Source organism: Plantactinospora sp. CA-294935 (assembly GCF_050936445.1).
Taxonomy (GTDB): Bacteria; Actinomycetota; Actinomycetes; order Mycobacteriales; family Micromonosporaceae; genus Plantactinospora.
The window spans coordinates 7,552,063-7,570,814 of sequence record NZ_JBNJMU010000001.1 but is presented as its reverse complement, the minus strand read 5'-3'; the positions used below and the strand labels follow the sequence as shown (position 1 = coordinate 7,570,814).

Annotated in this window: 14 protein-coding genes; 5 read left to right on the top strand and 9 right to left on the bottom strand. The window is 72.3% G+C overall.

Annotated features, from left to right (window positions below):
* The first annotated feature begins 66 nt into the window (after positions 1-66).
* Genes ACQEVC_RS33110 through ACQEVC_RS33095 form a run of 4 tightly spaced genes read left to right on the top strand, consistent with a single transcriptional unit; the run spans position 67 to position 4,870 of the window.
* The gene (locus ACQEVC_RS33110; protein WP_318396498.1) at positions 67-327 is read left to right on the top strand and encodes an acyl carrier protein; all 261 of its coding nucleotides are present in this window, start codon (positions 67-69) and stop codon (positions 325-327) included.
* A complete protein-coding gene (locus ACQEVC_RS33105) occupies positions 317-1,546 on the top strand; it encodes a beta-ketoacyl synthase N-terminal-like domain-containing protein (protein ID WP_432885587.1) in 1,230 nt (409 codons plus the stop codon). Before ACQEVC_RS33110 ends, ACQEVC_RS33105 begins: the two co-directional genes overlap by 11 nt.
* Complete coding sequence (locus ACQEVC_RS33100) at positions 1,533-2,753, top strand: beta-ketoacyl synthase N-terminal-like domain-containing protein (RefSeq protein ID WP_432885585.1); 1,221 nt, start codon at positions 1,533-1,535, stop codon at positions 2,751-2,753. The genes ACQEVC_RS33105 and ACQEVC_RS33100 overlap by 14 nt, the downstream gene beginning before the upstream one ends.
* Positions 2,675-4,870 carry an AMP-binding protein gene (locus tag ACQEVC_RS33095; protein ID WP_432885582.1) on the top strand — a complete coding sequence of 732 codons (2,196 nt, stop codon included), beginning with the start codon at positions 2,675-2,677 and terminating at the stop codon, positions 4,868-4,870. Before ACQEVC_RS33100 ends, ACQEVC_RS33095 begins: the two co-directional genes overlap by 79 nt.
* Here ACQEVC_RS33095 and ACQEVC_RS33090 read toward each other — a convergent pair.
* The 8 genes from ACQEVC_RS33090 to ACQEVC_RS33055 all read right to left on the bottom strand — a co-directional run bounded on the left by ACQEVC_RS33090 (position 4,807) and on the right by ACQEVC_RS33055 (position 15,702).
* Complete coding sequence (locus tag ACQEVC_RS33090) at positions 4,807-5,244, bottom strand: DUF4331 family protein (protein ID WP_432885580.1); 438 nt, start codon at positions 5,242-5,244, stop codon at positions 4,807-4,809. The genes ACQEVC_RS33095 and ACQEVC_RS33090 overlap by 64 nt on opposite strands.
* A 135-nt stretch (positions 5,245-5,379) precedes the next feature.
* Positions 5,380-6,240 carry an ABC transporter permease gene (locus ACQEVC_RS33085; protein WP_432885577.1) on the bottom strand — a complete coding sequence of 287 codons (861 nt, stop codon included), beginning with the start codon at positions 6,238-6,240 and terminating at the stop codon, positions 5,380-5,382.
* Positions 6,240-7,196 (bottom strand): ABC transporter permease, encoded by a 957-nt coding sequence (locus ACQEVC_RS33080; RefSeq protein WP_432885574.1) that lies wholly within the window; start codon positions 7,194-7,196, stop codon positions 6,240-6,242. Before ACQEVC_RS33080 ends, ACQEVC_RS33085 begins: the two co-directional genes overlap by 1 nt.
* The gene (locus tag ACQEVC_RS33075; RefSeq protein WP_432885571.1) at positions 7,193-8,380 is read right to left on the bottom strand and encodes an ABC transporter ATP-binding protein; all 1,188 of its coding nucleotides are present in this window, start codon (positions 8,378-8,380) and stop codon (positions 7,193-7,195) included. Before ACQEVC_RS33075 ends, ACQEVC_RS33080 begins: the two co-directional genes overlap by 4 nt.
* A gap of 118 nt (positions 8,381-8,498) precedes the next feature.
* A complete protein-coding gene (locus tag ACQEVC_RS33070; protein ID WP_432885568.1) occupies positions 8,499-9,713 on the bottom strand; it encodes an ABC transporter substrate-binding protein in 1,215 nt (404 codons plus the stop codon).
* A 229-nt stretch (positions 9,714-9,942) separates the two neighbouring features.
* Positions 9,943-13,098, bottom strand: a complete 3,156-nt coding sequence (locus tag ACQEVC_RS33065) for a glycosyl hydrolase 115 family protein (RefSeq protein ID WP_432885565.1) — start codon at positions 13,096-13,098, stop codon at positions 9,943-9,945.
* 272 nt (positions 13,099-13,370) lie between these two features.
* Positions 13,371-14,786, bottom strand: coding sequence for an aminopeptidase P family protein (locus ACQEVC_RS33060; RefSeq protein ID WP_432885563.1), 1,416 nt, complete (start codon positions 14,784-14,786; stop codon positions 13,371-13,373).
* Between the two features lie 172 nt (positions 14,787-14,958).
* Positions 14,959-15,702, bottom strand: a complete 744-nt coding sequence (locus tag ACQEVC_RS33055) for an ArsR/SmtB family transcription factor (RefSeq protein ID WP_432885560.1) — start codon at positions 15,700-15,702, stop codon at positions 14,959-14,961.
* A gap of 131 nt (positions 15,703-15,833) precedes the next feature.
* Here ACQEVC_RS33055 and ACQEVC_RS33050 point away from each other — a divergent pair, with 131 nt between their 5' ends.
* A complete protein-coding gene (locus tag ACQEVC_RS33050; RefSeq protein ID WP_432885557.1) occupies positions 15,834-17,066 on the top strand; it encodes an MFS transporter in 1,233 nt (410 codons plus the stop codon).
* A 19-nt stretch (positions 17,067-17,085) separates the two neighbouring features.
* Here the strand turns inward: ACQEVC_RS33050 and ACQEVC_RS33045 are convergent, their stop codons facing one another.
* Positions 17,086-18,747 carry an extracellular solute-binding protein gene (locus ACQEVC_RS33045; protein ID WP_432885555.1) on the bottom strand — a complete coding sequence of 554 codons (1,662 nt, stop codon included), beginning with the start codon at positions 18,745-18,747 and terminating at the stop codon, positions 17,086-17,088.
* Positions 18,748-18,752 lie beyond the last annotated feature (5 nt).

The window sequence follows — 18,752 nt, the reverse complement described above, 5'->3', positions numbered from 1 at the left end:
TTCACTGTGAGCCCACCCGCAAGTTCCACGAAACGTGGCGAGCGGTGATCGGGAAGGGAGCCGGACTTGGCACAGCGAGACAGGGTGTCGGCCGCCGTTCTGCGGGACCTGGCGGCGGAGATCTTCGAGGTCAACCCGGACGAGATCACCGAGGGGGCGGCGTTCTACGAAGACCTCGGGATCGACTCCGTGCAGAAGGTCGAATTCGTCGTCCGGATCGAGCGGCAGCTCGGCGTACGGCTGACCGACGAGGAGGCGGCCGGGCTCCAGGACTTCGGCGACACCCTCGCCGTACTCCGGGATCGGGGCATCTCCGTTGGGCCGTGACCGGACCCGGGACGGCCGCCCGGCCGTGGTGGTCTCCGGAGTCGGCGCGGTCTCGGCCGCCGGCCTCGGCGCGGACGCGCTCTGGACGGCAGTGACCGGACGGCGGGTGCTGACCGGCCCGGTGACCCGGTTCGACATGTCCCGCTATCCGGCCCGCTGCGGTGCGGAGGTGCCGGCCGGCGCGGTCGCGGACCTTGACGCGATGGTGCCCGGCCACGAGTCCCTGGCCGGCCGGTTCCTCGCCGTCGCCGCGCTGGAGGCGCTCCGGCACGGCGGAGTGCCGGAACGGAGCCGGGCGCATCGGTTGGGCGTCTTCGCCGGCACCGTGATGGCCACCCGGCCGATCCTGGACCGGGGGATCGGGACAGGCCGGCTGGACGTGCCGGGTCGGGCCTGGGCCCGGCCGGACGCGCTGCTGGACACGCTTCGCGAGGTGGTCGCCGTCACCGGCCCGACGGTGTTGTTCGCGCCCGGCTGCGCGGCCGGGAACAGTGCGATCGCCGCCGGCGCCCGGGCGGTCGCGACCGGCGAGGTCGACGTCGCGGTCTGCGCCGGGGTCTCCGAACTGTCCCTGGAGATCCTCGCGATGTTCACCTCGCTGCGCGCTCTCGCGGTCGACACCGTGCGGCCGTTCGACGTCAACCGGCGGGGCACCATCCCGGGCGAGGGCGCCGGAGCGCTGATCCTGGAACGCGCCGACCGGGTCGCGGCCCGGGGCGGGCGGCCGCTGGCCCGGCTACTCGGCTGCGCCGCCGCGGCCGACGCGCACAACCCCACCCAACCGCACCCGGACGGCAACGGTCTGGTGTCGACCATCCACGGCTGCCTCGATCGCGCCCGGCTGACCAGCGACGACGTCGACTGGGTCTGCGCGCACGGCACGGGCACCCAGGCCAGTGACGGCATCGAGGCCCGGGCGGTGGCCAAGGCGCTGGCCGGGCGCCGCCGACCGGTGGTCTCCTCGGTGAAGGGGCAGTTCGGGCATGCCGAGGGGGCCGCCGCCGCCCTGGAGGCGATCATCGCGGTGCAGGCGCTCGCCGCCGACCTGGTGCCGGGCAACGTCACGCTGATCGAACCCGACCCGGCCTGCGGCGGAATCGACCTGGTCGAGCCGGCCGGCCGGCGTGCCCCGGTCGGGGTGGTGCTGAGCCAGGCGTTCGGCTTCGGCGGCGGGGTCTCGACCGTACTGCTCGGGAAGGACGATCGTGCCGCCGGTTGAGGAATGCCTGGCCGTACGCGGCCTGGGGCTGCGGCTGCCCGGCGTGGCCGACGTCGCGGAGCTGGCCCGACTGGTCGACGGGGCACCCGTGCCGCCGGCGCCGGTACGCCGCTTCGCGGCCCCGGACACCGACCTCGCCCCGCTCGACCGGCGTACGCACGCCCCGGTCGCGCCCCGGATTCCGGCCGCCGTCGCCGGCCGGGGACTGCGGGCCCTGCCCCCCGAGTCCCTGCTCGCGCTGGCCGCGGCGGCCGACGCCGGTACGGCCCGGCCCGACGATCCGCCCGACCCGTGGCTCGCGACGTCACTCGTCGACCCCGTCCAGGCCGGTCCGGCCGCGGTGCTCTGGGCCAGTTCGAGTGCGGGGCTGGCCGAGTACGCCACCATCTGCGTCGAGGCCGCCACCCTGGAGCCGGGGCTGAGCAGCCCGATCATCGGTCCCGCCTCGGCGTTCAACGGACCGGCCGCGACCGTCTCCATCCGGCTCGGGCTCGACGGCCCGAACGAGACGATCACCGGCGGTACGGCGGCCGGCCTGAGCGCGCTGGTCGAGGCGGCCCGGCTGCTCGCCGACGGCGAGGCGGCCCGTGCCCTGGTCGGCGGCTCGGCGACGGTGAGCCGGTGGAGCCTCGGTGGACTCGCCGACGGGTTCGACGCGGCCGAGGGCGCGGCCTGTCTCGCGGTGTCGCCGGGCCGGGACGATGAGCCGGGCATCCGGCTCGGACGGTTCCGCCGGACCAGCCTGGACCCGTCCGACCTGGCGGCCCAGTGCCGCGCCCTGGTCCGCGCCGCCCGCCCCGCGGGATCGGGCAGTGCGGCCGGACCGCCCGCCGGTGCACCGACCGACCGCCGCGCGCCCGAGCGTGACGCGCCGGTCGGCGGTCCACCGCCCGGGCCGGTCGGCACGATCGTCTCCACCGTCGACACCGAGTTGGTCGAGGCACTCGCCAACGGTGCCGCCCGGCCGGTCTGGCACCTGGAAGCGTCGCTCGGCGACTTCGGGGCGGCCGGTGGCCTGCTGGCGGCGGCCTGTGCCGTCGCGTACTGCGCCAGCGCCCCGGCGCCGGCGAGCCTGTTCGCGATGGCGATCGAACCGTCCGGCAACGCAGCCATCCTGGAGGTCTCATCATGGGGAGCGCCAACCTCGTCGAGCGGCTGGTGGGGCGAGCGCTCGCGTCCGGTCGGGGCGAGCGGATCGCGTACCTGACCGGCACGGGCGGCCGGCTCGGCTACGCGGAGCTGTACCGCGCGGTGCGTGGCTACGCGGCGCGGCTGGGCGAGGCCGGGATCGGCCCCGGCACCCGGGGCCTGGTGGTGGCCGACGACGACCTGCCGACCGCGGTGGCGATCCTGGCACTGTGGTGGCGGGGTGCCGTGGCGGTGCCGGTGAGCCCGATGCTGACCGGTGCGGAACTCGACTTCATCGCCGAGGACTGTCGGGCCGGGTTCCTGCACGCCGACGAGGCGGGCGGCGCGCGGGCGGACCAGGCCGGCCTCGGGCTGCCCCGGGGCGGCCCGGAGTGGCTGGCCCCCGGCGGGCCACCGTCACCGCCGCCGGTCGGTCAGCCGTCGTCCGAGGTGCTGCTGATCCAGTACACCTCGGGCAGCACCGGCAAGCCGAAGGGGGTACTGCACAACGGCATCGGGGTGACCGGGGTGCTGGACGGCTTCGGCCGGATCCTCGACCTGCGCCCCGACGACCTGGTGCTCTCCACCGCCAAGCTCTCCTTCGGGTACGGCTTCGGCAACTCGCTGCTCTTTCCGCTCGCCGCCGGGGCCGGCGTACTGCTCAACCAGGGACCGCCGGACGTCTACCGGCTGGCCGCGACGATCGCCCGGTACCGCCCGACCGTGCTCTGCGCGGTGCCCCGGGTCTACGCCGCGCTGCTCGACCGGGCCGGGCAGGGCGACCCGGCGGACCCGACCGGTGCTCCCGACCTCGGCTCGCTGCGCCTCGCCGTGTCGGCGGGGGAGCACCTGCCGGCATCGCTCTGTGCCGAGTTCACCGGCATCTTCGGGGTACCGCTGGTCAACGGGCTGGGCGCGACCGAGGTACTGCACATCGTGCTGGCCACCCGGGGCAGTCAGCCCGGCTCGACCGGTACGCCGGTGCCCGGCACGACGGTGACGGTCCGGGACGACACCGGCCGGGTCGTGCCGGACGGGACGGAGGGCCGGCTGCACGTGGCGGGCCCGTCGGTGGCCGCCGGATATCTGGACCGTCCCGAGTCGGCGGCACGTACCTTCGCCGACGGCGGGGCCTACACCGGCGACATCGTCCGGCAGGACCCGGACGGGGAACTGCGCTACCTGTGCCGGCACGACGACCTGATCAACATCGGCGGCTACAAGGTCTCGCCGCTCGACGTCGAGGCGGCGGTCCGGAACCTCGACGGGCTCGCCCAGTGTGCGGTGGTCGGTGCGCGGGACCAGGCCGGGCTGGAGCAGGCGGTGGCCTACCTGGTGCCGGCTTCCGGCGTCGACCCGGGCGTGCTGCGTCGGGCGGCCCGGGCGGCGTTCCGGGCCGGGCTGCCGCCGCACAAGCGTCCCGCGGTGGTCGAGGTGGTGGAGGCGTTGCCGACCACCTCGACCGGCAAGCTCGCCCGGTTCCAGCTCCGCAGCCGGGCCGGCGAGCGGGCAACGGTCCGGATGCGGGTACTCCGCGACGGTCCCGGCCGGACCCTGGTCTGCATCCCGTACGCGGGCGGCTCCTCCGGGGCGTTCACCCGGCTGGCCCGGCATCTGCCCGGCTCGTGGCGGGTGGTGGCCGGCGAGGCGACCTACCGGGACGGGGCCACCATCGGCGACGCCGCCGACGCCTGGTGGCGGGCGGGCACGCCGTACCTGTCGGACGGTGCGGTGCTGTTCGGGCACAGCCTCGGTGCGGTGCTGGCCGCCGCGGTGGCCGACGCCGCCGGTGACGGGCTGGCCGGGGCCCAGGTGGTCCTCTCCGCCCCGCCGATGCTGCCCGGCACGCAGCGCCCGGCGCTGGTCTCCGACGACGACGAGACCCTGCTGGCCGGACTGCGCAGCACCGGGCTGCTGCCGACCAGCGCGCTCACCTCGGAGGAGATCACCCGACTGCTGCTGCCCCGGTTCCGCCGGGACATCGCGCTCGCCCCGGACGGCTTCCAGGGGGTGCGGTCCCGGGCCGTGCACCTGTTGCTCGGCACCGACGACGGGCTCTGCACCCGGGACGCGGTCACCGCCCGGATCCCCGTCGACCGGATCGCCAGCCTGCACATGGTGCCCGGCGATCACTACTTCGTCGCCACCAACCCGGCCCGGACCGCCGAGGTGCTCGCCGGGATGTTCCGGGACTGACCGTCGGCGCCGCCGCTCGCCGCGCCCGTGCTCGGCCTCGGACGGCTGACTCCGGACGGCTCGGCGCCGGCGGCCGGTTGCTGACGGGGCGGTCGGCCGGGATGTCCGTCCGGCACGCTGTAGACCTGGGTGCACAGACGGGGCTCGTCGAAGGTGATCCGGTAGCTGAGGTTCTCCACCGTCGCGCCGTCGAGGTGGACCTTGAACTCGTACCGGGCCTCGGGGTGGAAGCCCGGCTTGGCGTCCTTGCCGGCCGTCGAGCTGTTCAGGTTCATCACCAGGACGGTCCCGCTCTCGCCCGGGAAGACGTACTGGTCGGTCAGATCGAGCCGGGTGTCCTGGAGGGCGAGCGGGGAGTCGAGGTGATGCGACACGGATACTCCTGGCGTGCGAAGCAGCTAGGACTCCTGTCTACTAGGTGATTCGCCCCGCTTTACGCGTTATTGCGATATTGGCCGACGGCGCCGCGACCCGGGGTCGAACTGCCGGCCCGGGCCGCGACGAACCCATCAGTCGACGTCCTCCCGGACCCGGGCGACGAGTTGGGTCGGATTGACGAACCGCAGTGCGACCACCAGCAGCACCAGCATCATCGCGGTGTACATCACCGCCATCGCGTCGATGGACTGCTGCGCCCGGATACCCGCCGCCGACATCGTGTAATACAGCGCCACCACCAGGGTCTGGGAGTCCGGCCCGGCGGTGAGGAAGGTCAGCTCGAACATGCCGACCGTCCGCACCAGTACCAGGATCGAGGCGGCCAGGATGCCCGGGGTGAGCAGTGGGGCGAGGATCCGGACGAAGATCTGCCGGGTGCCCGCCCCGCACATCCGGGCGGCCCGCTCCACCGCCGGGTCGATCTGCTCGATGAACGGCGTCATGGTCAGGATGACGAACGGCACCGAGGGCACCAGGTTGGCCAGTACCACCCCGGAGAGGTGCCCGGCGAAGCCGTACTTGTAGAGCACCGTGGCCAGCGGGATGCCGTAGGTGATCGGCGGCATCAGGATCGGCAGCAGGAACAGCAGGTAGAGCAGCCGCCGGCCGGGGAAGGACCGCCGGGCCAGCACGTACGCGGCGGGCACCCCGACCAGCACCGAGATGCCGACCACCAGCAGCGACACCTCCAGGGTCACCAGCAGCACCTGGAACAGGCCGAACTCCTGCCAGGCCTGCCCGTACCACCGGGTGGTGTAGCCCTGCGGCAGCCAGGTGTCGTACCAGCGGTCGCCGAAGGAACTGACCAGCACCGAGCCGATCACACCGGCGAGGTTGACGAAGAAGAACGCCACCACGCCCCAGATCAGCCAGGCCGCCGGTCGGGCGACCAGGCGACGACGGCGGGGCACCGGGGCGCTAACCGAACTCATCAGCCCTTCCCTCCCGCCGTCGACCCCGTGTAGAGCAGGGCCCGCCAGCCGAGTACGGCCGCGATCACCAGCAGTTCGACCAGTCCCATCAGCACCGCGATGGTGGCGGCCATCGGATAGTCGTACTGGACGTAGGCCGCTTCGTAGGCGGCGATCGAGATGACTCTGGTGGTGCCGGCCGGGTCACCGACCAGCACCGCCGACGGGAATACGCTGAACGCCAGCACGAAGGTGAGGCAGAACGTGGTGGCCAGCCCGGGCGCCAGCAACGGCAGGGTGATCCGGCGGAACCGCTGCCACCAGCCGGCGCCGAGGGTGGCGGCGGCCCGCTCCAGCGACGGGTCGATGCCCGACAGGTACGACAGCACCAGCAGGAAGGCGAACGGGAAGCCGGTGATGACGATGGAGAAGAACACCCCCCAGTAGTTGTTGGTCAGCCGGACCGGTTCGTCGGCCAGCCCGACGCCGAGCAGGATCCGGTTGAACCATCCGGTCGGGCCGAGGAAGTTGAGCAGCCCCTGCGCGGTGAGCACCGTGCCGAGGGTGATCGGCACCACCAGTACGGTGGTGAGCAGCCGCTTTCCCCGGAACCGCCCCCGCATCCGGTAGGCGATCGGCACCGACGCGGCGACGTTGAGCAGCGCCGCCGGCAGCGACAGCCGCAGCGTCGTCCAGATGGTGTCCCGCTGGTACGGATCCGAGAAGAACTCCTGGTACGCGGCGAACGGTCCGCCCTGGGTCGGCTGGAACGACAACCCGACGCCGTACCCGAAGGGGTAGATGAAGAGCACCAGGATGAAGAGCGCGGCCGGGGCGAGCAGCAGGAGTTGCCGGTCGATGCCGCGTTCGGCCAGCCGGTGCCGCAACGCCACCCGGGTCCGGCCCGGCGGCCGCCGCTCGGCCGGTCGCCCGTCAGTCGGCTCAGCGGCCCGGGGCGGGCTCTCGGTGGCGCTCACCGGGAGCCTCCGGCGGCCGGTTCGTCCACCGGCGCGTCGCCGGAATCCTCCACAGGTGTGCCGGCCGGCTCGTCCGCCGGCGCCCCGGCCGCCCCGTCCGGTGCCGGTCCGTCGCCGGACCGCCCGGCCGGCTCAGCCAGCGGGAAGACCAGCAGCCGGACCGGATCCACCCCGATCCCGATCCGTTCACCCAGTGCCGGACGCTGGTCGGTCCGGAGGTTGAACTGCACGCCCTCGGCGGTACGCGCCTCGACCGCCACCTCTCGGCCCTGGTATTCCACCACCTCCACGGTGGCCGGTACGCCCTCGTCCGGACCGGTGATCCGCAGGTCCTCGGGACGAACCCCGGCGATCACCTCGGCACCGGCGGCCACCGGCCCGACCGGGGTGCCGACCAGCCGCATGCCCTGGCCGGTCACCACCACCTCGGGGCCGCCGCCCTGCTCGGCCCGCAACCGCAGCAGGTTGCGGTAGCCCATGAAGTCGGCGACGTGCCAGTTCGCCGGCCGGGTGTGCAGCTCCTCCGGGGTGCCGACCTGCTGCACCCGCCCCTCGCGGAGCACCACCAGCCGGTCGGCCAGGGAGAGCGCCTCCTCCTGGTCGTGCGTGACGTAGACCGTGGTCAGCCCGAGCGACTGGTGCAGCCGGCGGATCTCGGTACGCATCTCCAGCCGCAGCTTCGCGTCCAGGTTGGACAGCGGCTCGTCCATCAGCACCAGCGCCGGTTCCAGCACCACCGCCCGGGCGATGGCGACCCGCTGCTGCTGGCCGCCCGAGAGCTGTCCGGGCAGCTTGCTGGCGTGCTCCTCCAGCCGTACCAGCCGGATGGCCTCCTCGGTGCGCCGCCGGATCTCGGCCCGGGGCAGCCGGCGCATCTGCAGGCCGAACGCGATGTTGCGGCGTACCGACATGTGCGGGAAGAGGGCGTAGTTCTGGAACACCATGCCGAAGCCGCGCTTCTCGGCCGGTACCGTGTCGAGCCGGGTGTCGTCGGACCAGATGCTGCCCCTGGTCAGCGGGAGCAGGCCGGCGAGGCAGTTCAGCGCGGTGGACTTGCCGCAGCCGGACGGCCCGAGCAGGGCGATGAACTCCCCGCGCCGGACCGTCAGGTCCAGGTCGGTCAACGCGTCGTGGCCGGCGAAGCTCCGCGTCACGCCCTCCAACCGCAACTCGGCGAAACTCACGCGTTCCCGCCTTCTGTTCGTGACTGCGGGGCTCGCAAACCCGGCTCGCTCCTCGCACTCACTTGGCCGTCTTTCGTTCGTGACTGCGGGGCTCGCAAACCCGGCTCGCTCCTCGCACTCACTTGCTCACCTTTGCGCCGCCGATCTCGCGGTCCCACCGGCTGAACGCCTCGACCAGCGCCTTGGCGTCCAGCGGTACCTCCAGCGGGTTGTTTGCGATCAGTTGCTCGTACTCGGGCCGGCCGTACTTCTCGATCGCGTCGCGGCTGGCCTGCGGCGCCATCGACAGCGGCACGTCCTTGATCGCCGGACCGGGATAGAAGTAACCCTGGTCGTACGCCTTGGCCTGCTGCTCCGGGGTCAGCATGTGGTTCAACAGGGCCAGGACGGCGGCCTGCTTGTCCGTCGAGACCCCCTTCGGCACCACCGCGTAGTGCGCGTCGGTGACCCAGTGGAAGCCCTCCAGCGTGCCGATCTTCGCCTCCGCGGGCACGGTGCCCAGCACTCGCGGGTTGATGTCCCAGCCGGTGGTCGAGACGATGATCTTCGCAGAACCGTTGGCCAGGTTCTTCATCGTCTCCCCGGTGCCGGACGGATAGAGCCGGACGTACTTGTTCAGCTCGGCCAGGTACGCCCAGGTCTTCGCCCAGCCGTTCACCGGGTCCTTCGGGTTCGAGTCGCCGAGCAGGTACGGCAGGCCCATCAGGAAGGTACGGCCGGGGCCGGAGTTCGACGGGCGGGCGTACTGCACCGCGTTGGGGTTGGCCTTGGCGTATTCGAGCAGCCCCTGCACGGTCGTCGGCGGGTTGGGCACCTTCGACGGCAGGTATTCGATCAGCGGCCCGGACGGGTAGTAGGTGATGGTCACTCCGTGGTCGCCGGCCAGCTTCTGCATCGCGGCCGCGCCCGGAAGGTAGTTCGCCATTCCCGGCAGCCGGTCGGCGTGGGTGGGCAGCAGCGGGGTCCAGAGGTTCTGGTCGATGCCGGCGGCGAGCCCGTCGACACCGGTCAGCACCAGGTCGATCTCGACCCGGTTCGCGTCCTGCTGGGCCTTGACCTTGCCGACCAGCTCCGGCGAGGGCGACTTCGAGTACGTCACCCTCGACACCGTGTCGGAGTTCTTCGCGACGAAGTCGTCGATCATCGACTGGGTGAGTTGCAGGTTGCCGGCGACGTCGAGGATGTTCAGGACGACCGGCGAGCCGGGCTTGTCCGGCACCGCGCCCCCGGTCGGTCCGGGCGCGGCGGCCTCCGGCGCACCGCAGGCGGCGGCGACCAGGCTCAACGCGGTCAGGGCCGTGGCGGCGAACAGCCGGCGTTGGCTTCGACGCATGGGCATTCCTCTCTCTCGGTTCGGCGATCCTATGATGTCGCGCGTTCTGTCTGTGCTGCCTGATGAACCTTTTCAACCTCCCGCCGCGTCGGTCGTGGCCGCAGCGGGAGGTCGGGAGCGTGCGTCGTAGTGGCCGGGTTGAAAAGTTTCAATGTGTGTGAGCGGTCCGCCCCGACCCGTCCGGGCCGGGGCGGACCGCCGATGGCGCAGGTGCGACGAGGGTGGATCCTCAGTGGCCGATCCGCCGGCTCTCCGGCGGGCCGAGATAGCTGTACGGCAGCTCGGCGGTCTCCACCACGAGCTGCTGTACCACCACGGTCGGGTCGACCATCCAGAACTTCAGGGTGTGTACGCCCGGCGCGTCCACGGTGTGCGTGGTCGTGGTGACGTTGACGTTCTGCGAGGTGTTCCGCTCCCACTGCCGGTTCATCGAGGTGTCGTTCGCTCCGGTACTGGTGGTGACGTTGACGACCTGCGGAGCGGCACCGTCGATCGAGACGGCGTAGCGCAGCCCCTCGGTCGGCAGCACGTTGTTGCGCGGCGACAGGTACGCCGACACCTTCACCGGGCCGGCCGAGGTCAACGTCAGCTCGTACTCCAGGCGCGGGCTGTCCCCGCCCGGCGTCCGGCTGGCCGCGCTGACCGGGAACGGCGTCAGCCCGTCACCGGTCCGGCCGAGATCCGGAATCCGCTTCCAGTACACCCCGCCGGTGTTCACCGCCCGGGTGTGCTGCCCGGCCGGGATCGAGACGTAGCCGTTCGCCTCGACGTGGCCGCGCGGGCGCAGCCCCTGCGGGTTGTGCACCCTGGCCTGCACCAGCACGCTGGCGCCGTCCGGCCCGGCGACCGTGATCGGGACCGTCGTGGCGCCTCGCGGCGCGTGCCGCCAGTCGACCCGGACCTCGATCCGGGCCTGGTCGGTGACCCGGCCGCCCGACCGGCTGAGCTTCAACCACGGTGCGCCGGCCCGGACCGTGTAGTCGAACGGCACCGAACCCCGGTTGAAGACCTCGATGTACTGTCCCGGCTGGCTCTGGTACGGGCTGAACGTCGGCAGTACCGCCGGACCGGGCTCGGCCGGCCAGTACTTCTCCGAGCCGTCGATCGCCACACCCAACTCGGCGGTCGCCGGCAGCTCGATCCGGCGCAGGTGCGGGTAGAACGCGTCCGGCAGCGCCTGGTTGTTGAGTTCGGGCTGCTGCCAGGGCGCGTTCGGGCCGTAGCGCGCGACGTCGCCGTACCCGATCTTGGGTTGGGTCTGGAAGCCCCGCCACTTCCCCCCGGCCAGGGTGTTGTGGTAGTAGTCGGACATCGCCTGGTCGGTGTCGAAGTGTCGCTGGGCGAGGTCGGCCATCGCGTTGGTGGCGGCTCGGCCCTGCGCGGCGTAGAGCAGGTTGGTGAACTGCGCCTCGCGCAGCGCGTAGAGGTTCGCCGACGCCGCCACCTGGTAGTAGACGAGCTGGTAGTAGGCGTCGTCGTAGCCGTCCGGCAGCCTTGCCCGGATCCGTTCGGCCCGCTCGGCCAGCTCCGCCCACTCCCGCACCACCCGGCGCATCTCCTGGTAGGCGGTCAGGCTGTACGGGTTGGTGTCGGTGTAGACCACCGCCGAGGAGTCGGTGGCCGGGTCCTTCGCCGGGTCCAGGGTGATCCGGCGGTTCAACAGCTCCGGCTTCCGCCGCGCCTGGAGCTGGCCGTACTCGTGCAGGATCTCGCCGATCTCCCCGGCGTACCGGTCGGGGAAGTTCTGCGCCGCGTACTCCCGCTGCCAGTCGTCGAGCTTCTCGATCGGGAGGCTGTCCGGGTCCCAGGCGTAGTCGAGGAAGAGTTGCAGCGGCAGCTCCTCGTTCTTCATGTCGCCGACGTTGACCACCCAGAGCCGGTCCACCCCGTAGCGGTAGGTCAGGTGGAGCTGCTCCCAGGTGCTGGCCAGATTGATGGTGTCGACCCACTTGTAGTTGCGGCCGCCGCCGACGTAGTCGAAGTGGTAGTACATGCCGTAGCCGCCCGGGCGGGCCGGCAGGCTCTGGTCCGGCAGCTTCCGCATGTTGCCCCAGTTGTCGTCACAGAAGACCACGGTGACGTCGTCCGGCGGGCGCATGCCCCGGTCCCAGTAGCGCTGGACCTCCTTGTAGAGCGTGAAGACCTGCGGGATGTCGGGCAGTTCGCGGTCGCTTTCCTCGGCGAGGATCTGCCGCTGGGCGGCGATGATGCTCTCCATCAGCTCGATGCCGTCGCCGTCGGGCAGGCTGACGTCGCCGTTGCCGCGCATGCCGAGGGTGACCACGCCCTCGAAGTCCTGCTCCTCCATCCGCTCGATGCCGTCCCGCCAGTACTCCTGCAACGCGGCGGAGTTGCGCCGGAAGCTCCACTCGCCGTTCCCGCCGTACGGGTCGGTGCCGCCGTCGTCGTGCCGGTTCCACTCCTCGATGCCGCGCATCATCGGCGCCTCGTGCGAGGTGCCCATCACCACGCCGTACTCCTTGGCGGTGGCGTGGTTGGCCGGGTCGTCCTCGGCGAAGGCGCGGCCCCAGACCGCCGGCCAGAGGTAGTTCGCCTTGAGCCGGAGCATGGTCTCGAAGACCTTGGCGTAGAAGTGCCGGTTGAAGCCGCCGGGGTGGCCGGGGGCCAGGCCGGGGCCGAAGAAGTTCGGCGCCCAGGTGCCCAGTGCCGGGTTCTCGTCGTTGATGAAGAAGCCCCGGTACTTCACCGCCGGAGTGCCCTGGCTGTGCCTGCCGGGCAGCACGTGCAACTCGTCGCTGCGCCGGGGCGGCACGTCGTCCCACCAGTACCAGGGCGAGACGCCGATCTGCTTCGACACCTCGTACGTCCCGAAGACGGTGCCGCGCTGGTCGCTGCCGGCGATCACGAAGGCGCGGCGGACCCCGGGCAGCGGGTTGGCCACGATCTGCTGGAGCGAGGTCTCCCACCTGCCGGCGATGCCGCGTACGTCGAGCTTGTGGGCGGCGATCAGCCGGTCGATCAGCGGGCTCTTCCCGATGGTGCCGACGAGCACGACCTCGCCCTGCCTCGGCACCTGGTCGGTGACGACCGCCGGGCGTACCCCGGTGACCCGCTCGACGTCGTCCCGCAGGTCACCGACGGCCCGGACCACGCCGGGATGGTCGTCGGCGCTGACCACCAGCGTCGCGGCCCGGGCACGTTCGACCAGGGGCAGGCTGCCCGGCTTGGCCCGGGTGGAGATGAAGCCGGCGGGGTCGCGCCCGGCCTCGGCGCCGCGCCCGCCGGAGGCGGTGGCGGAGGAGGCGAGGGCGGGAGTGGCCGTGACGGCGAGGGTCAGCGACAACAGCATTCGCCAGGCCTTCGGGCCGGTGTGTCGGCGGGGGACGGGTGCCGGCGGGCCGGCGGGGGTGGTGGACCTGCTCATTCCGCGCTCCGGACCGTAAGGGGGTGGGTATGACCGGACAACGTACGTGCGAAACTTTTCGGAAGTGTTCCGGAAAGGAAATCTAAACACGTATCGATGCAGGGTCAAGAGCGCGCGAGGCGGGGCGCGGACGAATGCGCGTACCGAGCGAAGCCATCGACAGACGGTGGGTTACGGGTGGCGGGCCGACCCGAAAGATTTCGGGTTTGCCGGTGACATGGTTCAGTGGTACCCGGCCGCTTGCGCGGCAATTCGGCCGGGCAATTTCCGGCTCAGCCGGTCAGCCCGGACATCCAGCTCTCGACGTCGTCGGCGGTACGCGGCAGCGCGGCCGACAGGTTCTGGCTGCCGTCCTCGGTGACCAGCAGATCCTCCTCGATCCGCATCCCCAGCCCGCGCAACTCGGCCGGCACCAGCTCGTCGTTCGGCTGGAAGTACAGTCCCGGCTCGACGGTCAGCACCATGCCGGCCTGCAACTCGCCCTCGACGTACCGGGCGGTGGTGGCCCGGGAGCAATCGTGCACGTCCAGCCCGAGCATGTGCCCGGATCCGCAGAGCGTCCAGCGGCGGTAGAGCTGCCGCTGCGGATCCAGTGCCTCGTCCAGGGAGCAGCGCAGCAGACCCAGATCGACCAGGCCGGCGGCGAAGACCGCCATCGCCGCCCAGTGGTAGTCCCGGAACATCGCCCCGGGCCGGAGCTGCCCGATCGCCGCGTCGTTCGCCCGGCGGACCAGCTCGTAGACGTCCCGCTGGAGCGGGCTGAACCGGCCGTCGACCGGAAGCACCCGGGTGACGTCCGCGGTGTACCGGGTGCCGACCTCGACCCCGGCGTCCAGCAGCAGCAACTGGCCGGGGCGTACCGGGCCGGTGTTGCGGTTCCAGTGCAGCACCGCCGCGTGCGCGCCGGCCGCCACGATCGGCTGGTAGCCGACCTCCTCGCCGTCGGACCGGGCCCGCCGGGCGAAGGTGCCCTCCAGCCACCGTTCACCGCCGCCGGCCAGCGCCGCCGGCATCGCCCGGACCACGTCCTCGAAGCCGCGTACGGTGACGTCGACGGCGTGCTGGAGCTGCCCGACCTCCCACTCGTCCTTGACCAGCCGCAGGTCGGCCAGGGCCACCACGAGATCGGCGTCGGCGACCGGATCCGTCACCGGCACCAGGGTGTCCACGGCCGGGTCGACCGTACGTCTCAGGCGGGTCCGGCCGGCCGAGCCGAGTGCCGCGGCCAGTTCGCCGATCGGGCGGCAGCGGATCTCCAGCGCCTCGCCCAGGGTGGTCAGGTCGGCCCGGGGACCGTTCCAGACGATGCCGGCATTGCGGTCGGTCCAGTACGCGGCCGTGCCGGGCCGGGGCGGCTCGTCGGTGTAGAGCGTCGCCTCGCCCGCCGGATCCAGCACCAGCACGCCGCCCCGGTCCCCGTCCCCGGTCAGCCAGGTGTAGTCCGAGCCGGGCCGGAACCGGAAGTACTGGTCGTTGCTGCGTACCGGTGGACCGCCCGCCGGGATCACCAGGTGCTCGCCGGGGAACATCCCGGCCAGCCGGGCCCGCCGTTTCGCCGCCCAGCCGGCCACCCCGGGATCCGCCCGGACCGGCGCCTCGGTCGGCGCCCAGCCGCCGAGCATGAATTCCGCGAGGGCCGGGGGCACCGGCAGGTCGTGACTACTGGTGGCGGGAACGCGCTCGGACATGCCTGGCCCTTTCGCCGATGCGGCCGTACGGCCGGCGGGTTCGCCTACTGGACCTCACTTTTGCCGCCGTGCCGTGGTGCCGCAAGGGCGTCCCGGGAACTCCCTACGGACGTACCGGGACGGCGGTGGAGGGTTCCGGCAGGTGTCCGAAGACAGCTCGGGCCGGCGGTGGTCAGCTCCGGAACTGACCGTCAGCGGGCGGGCCGGGGAAGCCCGGTAGCAGGGCGGGGAGTTTCCGGGCACCCGTGTCGGTGAGCGTCAGGGCCCGTTCGCCGTCCTCGCGGCGTACCAGTCCGGCGGCGACGAGCGCGTCGAGCACCTCAGCACCGAGCACCCCGCCGAGGTGCGGCAGCCGGTGGTTCCGGTCGAGGCACGCGGCGGCGAGCTTGCGGCGCCCGGGTCGCACGGCGTCGGGGTCGACGCCGAGGTCGCCGAAGGCGGCCGGGTCCGGGCCGAGCCGCAACTCGTCGTGCTGCCCGTCAGGCGGCAGCAGGGCGCCCCGCTGGACCAACGTGGCGAAGATCGCGACGCCCAGCCGGCCGGCGCAGTGGTCGTAGCAGGTGCGGGCGATCTCCGCCGGGGACGGCGGCCGGGCGGGGCGCGGGCCGGGGGAGTCCGGGCGGCCGTGCCGGGCCAGCGCGGTGAGCACCTCGATGGTGTCCGGGCTGGCCAGCCGGTAGACGACGTGCCGTCCGCGCTGCTGCGCGGTGACCAGTCCCCGGGCGCGCAGCCGGGCCAGGTGGTTGCCCAGCCGTGGCGGACTGACCCGCAGTGCCTCGGCGAGTTGGCTCATGGTGTGCGGACCCTCGACGGCCAGCAACTGCAGGGTGGTCAGCCGGATCGGGTCGGCGAGTTCCCGGGCCAGCGAGGTGGCGGCGGCCAGCGTCGGGTCGTCGGGGTCCACCCAGCCGGTCACGCGTGCCCTCCTCCGGTCAGTAGCGGCAGCCTAGCACCATTCACAATCTGCTGAACTCCGGTTGCGAGCCGGGTGGGTCATCGTTACCTTCACATTTCAGGATTCGATGAAAGGTGCTGGATGTGTCGGCAATGGTGACCATGAACGGTCAGCAGACGGACGACGCGACCGCCGGTGGGCTGCGACGGTTGCTCTGGGGCCGGGGTGTCGCGGCGCTCGGCGACGGCATGTGGTTCACCATCTGGGCGCTCTACCTCACCCGGATCGTCGGCATTCCCGCCGGGACCGTCGGCGTCGGCATGGCGGTCGCCGCCGCCTTCGGCCTCGCTGCGGCCGTACCGCTCGGCGCCCTCGCCGACCGGCACGATCCGCGCCGGGTGTTGGTCGTGATCGCCGTCGTCCGGACCGGCGGCATGGCCTGTTATCTCCTGGTGGACGGCGTCTGGAGCTTCCTCGTCGTCACGGTTGCCTTCGTCGCGCTCGCCAACGGCGGCAGCGCGGTCCGTACCGCCCTGGTGGCGGCGCTGGTCAGCGACAACCGGGCGCGCGTGCGGGAACTGGCCCGGCAACGGGTCGCCCAACACGTCGGCTACGCCGCCGGTGCGGCCCTCGGCGCAGCCGTACTCGCCGTGGACCGACCCGTCGGCTACACCGTCGCCGTCGCCGCCAACTCGCTCACCTTCGCGGTCTTCGCGGCCATCACCGCGACCGTGCCCGGCCGCCGGGCCGGCGGCCCGACCCGGCTGGTCCGGGCGAACGTCCGGGCCGCCCTCGGCGACCTGCCGTACGTCGGCGTCACCGCCGTCGTCGCACTCTTCTCGCTCTGCTGGGCGATGCTCTCCACCGGCCTGCCGCTCTGGATCGCGGAGTCGACCCGGCTGCCGCTCGTGCTCAGCGGCATCGTGGTCGTGATCAGTTCGGTCGGCATCGCCGCCGGACAGGTGCCGGCCACCCGGCTCGCCCGCACGCCGGCGTCGGCCACCCGGACGGCCGTCTGCTCGGGCGTCGCGCTGGCGGCGAGCTGCCTGCTGCTGGCCACCACGGCGGGTGGGGCCGGCGCGGTCGCGGTCACCGTCGTGGTGGTCGCGGCCCTGGCACACCTCGCCGGTGAACTCGGGTACGTCGCGTCGAGCTGGGCGCTGTCGCTGGGGCTGGCCCGGGAACGGGCGCTGGGCGCGTACCAGGGGTTGGCCGAGGCGGCGACGGCGACGGTGCAGATCTTCGGACCCGCCCTGTTCACCGTCGCCGTCGGCAGGTACGGCACCGTCGGCTGGCTGCTCGTCGCCGCGATCTTCCTGCTCGCCGCATCGCTGCTTCCGGTACTCGTCCGGCGGGCCGTGCACGACCGCCCCGCCAGCCCCTGACCCCGCGCCGACCCGGCCCCTAGTCGCTGCTGTTCGCGATCGCCTCCTCGAACTCGCCCCGCACCTTGTCGCCGCCGGTGCTACGCCACTGCTTGAGGATGTCGCCCCAGGCCGAGACCGGCTTGCGCCCGCTGAGGATGTCCATCTGGGCGTCGTTGACGATCGTGCCGAGCTGCCCGGACCGCCGCGACCAGGTGTCGGAGAACAGCCCGAGGGTCGGATCCTTCACCGCGGTCGGGATGATCGACTTCTGGTACTCGTACGACTTGCGGGTCGCCTCGGCCTCGCCGGGTACGAAGATCACGTCGGGGGCGTCCACGATGTAGCGGATCCCGAGTACCGTCTGGCTCACCCCGGCCTGGGTCAGCTCCGGCCCGCCGCCCTCCATCCGGTAGTGCACCCCGGCGACGCCGTACCGGCGCAGCAGCCACTCCTCGGTGCCGAACGGCGCGGCCAGCCAGTTGCAGACCTTCAACAGCGCCCGGATCCGACCCTCGTCGGCCTTCTTGAAGGCGGTGAAGTTGTTGGTCGCCTGGGCCTGCCAGGTGGCCGCGAACCCGCCGCCGCCGTGCAGGGGCGGGCGCATGCCGCCGATGTCGAAGTCGGGCCCGGCGATGTTCTCCGCGAAGAACTGCGGCCAGGCGGTGTACCGGTCGATGATCATCATCGCGCTGCCCGCGTTGAACCACTTCTTCGTCGGCGCGTTGTTGGTGAAGCTGTCCGGATGCACCACGCCGTCCTTGACCAGCAGGGCGGTGTCGGCGAGCGCCTGGCCGAACTCCTCGCTCTCGTACGCGCTGACCAGCTTGCCGCCCTCCAGCTTCCACCGCCACGGGTTGCCGAGCATCTGCCGGACGAAGTCGAGCGGAGCCTGGGCCAGTGCCCAGCGGTTCGCCTGGGCGTCGGTGATCTTGCGGCAGACGTCCCGGAACTCGGCGAAGCTGCCCGGCTGGAGGTTGGCGTCGAGCTGCTTGAACAGGTCGTCCCGGCGCATCATCAGGGTGCCGCCGATGCCGCGGGGCACCGGCAGGCCGTAGATGCCGCCGTTGTAGCGGCAGTCCCGCCAGGCGTCGGTGGGCAGGTTCGCCAGGAACGGATACTCCCGCACCGCGTCGCCGCTCAGGTACGCGGTGAGGTCCTGGCACTTGGCGGCGAGCCAGGCCGGCAGGTTCGCCGTACCGGCGGGCAGGCCGTTCGGGGTGTACAGCGCCGGCACGATCACGTCCGGCAGGTCGTCCCCGGCGACCAGGGTGGCGAACTTCGTCGGCATGTCGGCGTTGGGCACGATGGTCAACCGCAGGTCGACGCCGAGCCGCCGGTTCATCTCCTGCCAGAACGGGTTCTGCCCGACCGCGGGTGGCACCGGCGAGTTGGTGAGGACGAAGGCGGAGAGTTCGCCGCCGTCGCCGGGCGGGCCGTCGGTGGCCCGCACCGGCGGCTCCGGGTACTTCAGGAAGGCGTCCAGCAGGCCCTGCCGGTTGCCCTTCAGGTCCGGGGTGACCCCGGTGTACGGCGTGTAGTTCGGCAGCCTGGCCGAGCCGCTGGATTGGTTCCGGTCGCCGCCGGTGGTGGTGCCGCCGTCGCCGCAGCCGGCGAGCAGTCCCGGGCTGGCGATCATGGCGGCGGTGCCGAGCGCACCGGTAAGGAATTGTCGGCGGCCGATCGCCGGTTCACTGGTCATCGTTT

Coding starts and splice junctions, on each gene's coding strand:
- ACQEVC_RS33050 (WP_432885557.1), top strand. CDS start 15,834: ATGGTGACCATGAACGGTCAGCAGACGGACGACGCGACCGCCGGTGGG.
- ACQEVC_RS33065 (WP_432885565.1), bottom strand. CDS start 13,098: ATGAGCAGGTCCACCACCCCCGCCGGCCCGCCGGCACCCGTCCCCCGC.
- ACQEVC_RS33070 (WP_432885568.1), bottom strand. CDS start 9,713: ATGCGTCGAAGCCAACGCCGGCTGTTCGCCGCCACGGCCCTGACCGCG.
- ACQEVC_RS33045 (WP_432885555.1), bottom strand. CDS start 18,747: ATGACCAGTGAACCGGCGATCGGCCGCCGACAATTCCTTACCGGTGCG.
- ACQEVC_RS33085 (WP_432885577.1), bottom strand. CDS start 6,240: ATGAGTTCGGTTAGCGCCCCGGTGCCCCGCCGTCGTCGCCTGGTCGCC.
- ACQEVC_RS33060 (WP_432885563.1), bottom strand. CDS start 14,786: ATGTCCGAGCGCGTTCCCGCCACCAGTAGTCACGACCTGCCGGTGCCC.
- ACQEVC_RS33095 (WP_432885582.1), top strand. CDS start 2,675: ATGGGGAGCGCCAACCTCGTCGAGCGGCTGGTGGGGCGAGCGCTCGCG.